The 2,511-nt window shown below is 67.9% G+C and carries 2 protein-coding genes; both read right to left on the bottom strand.

All coding sequences use genetic code 11. The annotated features are described in order from the left end of the window. The coding region (locus Q0629_RS05185; protein WP_298779810.1) for a diguanylate cyclase at nucleotides 1–1,624 on the bottom strand (1,624 nt) is incomplete at its 3' end. A gap of 57 nt (nucleotides 1,625–1,681) precedes the next feature. After that, nucleotides 1,682–2,511, bottom strand: an 830-nt coding sequence (locus Q0629_RS05180; protein WP_298779807.1) for a hypothetical protein, incomplete at its 5' end; no start/stop codon positions are given.

Here is a 2,511-nt window from a genome sequence, read left to right as displayed (position 1 = left end):
TCAGGAGCGAGAGCGAGGCGGCGCTCCTGTGGATGCGCTCGACGACGCGCCCAGCCGCCGCGCGGTCGGCGCGCGTCAGGATGACGAAGAACTCGTCCCCGCCCCAGCGGCAGATCGCGTCGTTGCGCCGCGTGCTGTTCCGCAGGATCTCCGCCAGCGTCACCAGCACCTTGTCGCCCATCGCGTGCCCATAGGTGTCGTTGATGCCCTTGAAATCGTCCAGGTCGATCATCAACACGGCGACGTCCTGGGGGTTTTTCACCCTCTCGCGCAGGATCTGCCGCAGGGACTCCTCCATGGCGCGGCGATTCAGGAGGCTCGTGAGCCCGTCGCGCTCGGCCAGGATGACGAGGCGCCCCCTGGCGTCCTCCCACTCCTGCGTCATGACGTGCACCATGTGCAGGAGGTGGGCGATGACGGAGGTCTGCTTCTGAAGGTGCAGCGGCGTCACCTGGATCGAGGGTTCCGCTCCTTTGGGCTCTCCCTCCCGAAAGGCGACGGTCACCAGCATCAGGTTTGTGATCGAAATCTCGCCGCCGTTTCGCTGGACCTCACCGTACGAGTAGAAGCCCGAAGAGGGCGCCAACTGGCGTAGGACGTCGAACTCCTGCCCCCGGTTCTCCCGAAGTATCTGGTGCCGGCCAGCGCAACTGACGGCAATGAACGCCTCCGGGCGAAAGTCCGTCATTCGCCTGTGGTTCGCGGCAGCCTCCCGAAGGATGGCGAAGGGAGCGCCGCAGGAGATGCGAAGCCTTTCCCCCACTCGCAGGTCCGCGTCCAGCTGGATGCTCCCGTCGTCAAGGAAGGCGTTCAGGTGACGCCCTACCAGCTGCCCTCCGCGCTCGAAGCACAGGGGGAAGGCCATGGCGTCCTCCAGCGGGTCCCAGCTCTCCCGCCAGCCCAGGTAGTACTCCAGGACCTCGCCGGCGGGCTTTCCGTCAAGCTCGCAGACCGTGAAGTCGTCCTTCATGCGCGTGACCGTCAGCTCAGGGCCCATGGGCGTCCAGCCGAAGGACGAGTTCTCGCAGGCATGGAGCTCCCGACCGCTGAAGACGACAGCGACGACGCCGCGCGTGAGGACCGCATCCCCACAGAACAGCCGGCGTCCCTCAGGTTCGCTCCAGGCCCAGGCCGTCCCGCCGAAGAAGACGATCTCGGGGCGGACGTGGGAAATCTCCCGAAAGAGGGGGTTGAAGTCCACGCGCATGTCGCTGATCAGGAGGCCGACGGCTCTGGCGTCCGCGTCCTCATCCAGCACCTGTCGCAGCATCGTGCCCGCTGCGACCGGGTCGTCAGGCAGCACCATGGCCCGTGCAGAGGAGCGTTCAAAGAACATGAAGGTGAGGGAGCCAAGGATGTCGGAGTCCTCACCCCACTCCGGAGAGAGCCATTGGGTCCCGTCGGTGACGCTCATGTCCACCGTGGCCCCGCAGACCTCCGCGCCGGAGAACGCACCTCGAACGCTCCCCAGGATATCTCCCCAGAGCGGGACCGCCGTGTGTTTCAGGAAAACAACCGCCAGCACGGAATCCAGACGCGGCAGCTTCGAGGCTTCGGACTTCGCCCTCTCGACCGCCGCGGCGATGTCCTCCCGTCCACTCAGCCAATAAGAACGCTGCAACACGAAAAACCGCCCCCTCCGCACAAGATCGTCCGCACTCTCTGCTATTATACCCTTTATCTACTTCAAGGAGTGCCCAAACGCCCCACTGCACGATTCCTCCGGGGCGTTCGCTGCGCGCCAGTCCCCACCCTGCGCCGGGTAAACCCTCCAGGTCAGCGCGCCGCTGAGCCACGGGCTGCCGCCCGCTGCGACGTGGGCCTCCGCCGCCATGGCTGCATCGGGAGAGGAATCCCCCCTTGGCACGACGAGGTGCGTGACGCCGAGGGGCGCAAAGGCTCCCGGCAGGGCGGGGAGGCCGGGGCCTTGGAGGAAGCAGCCCTTCTTCCTCGTCAGCTCCTCCCGCGTGGAGAGCAGCCACCGGTCGCGGATCGCCTCCGGGGACAGCCACGCCCACTCCGCCTCCCGCACGCCTCGGGAGAAGTCGCTTTGCGGGAAGCAGTCCGGGCCGACGCCCCGGTCGTCGAACACCGCGACGCGCCAGCCCCAGTCGCGCATGAAGGGCAGGAGGTCGCGCTCGTACCCCAGCACGGCCACGCGGTCGCCCCGGGCGCAGGTCATGGCGAGGTCCAGCGGGGAACCGCCGGGCCCAAAGGGCAGGAGCGCCGCGCAGGCCGCCGACGCCGCGGCGAACTCCTGGGGAAAGGGCGAAACGTAGAGCCCCGCGAGGCGCGACAGAGGCGCGCGGATCAGCTCCTCCGTGTGTACCGCCCGCGCTCTGTGGGCCTCCTTCATGGAGTCCGGGACGAAGCCGACGCCCCACCGCCCGTCCTCCGCCAGGGCGAAACTGGCGTGCCACCCCAAAACCAGGCGGGCCACGCCGCAGTCCGGCGCCCTTCGCGCCGCCGCGTCCAACGCCTCGAAAAAGTTCATCGCCCCCACCTCCGTCC

This window comes from uncultured Fretibacterium sp. (assembly GCF_938030725.1).
Classification (GTDB): domain Bacteria; phylum Synergistota; class Synergistia; order Synergistales; family Aminobacteriaceae; genus Fretibacterium.
The sequence above is the reverse complement of the archived record's forward strand: the minus strand, read 5'-3'. Positions and strand labels throughout refer to the sequence as shown.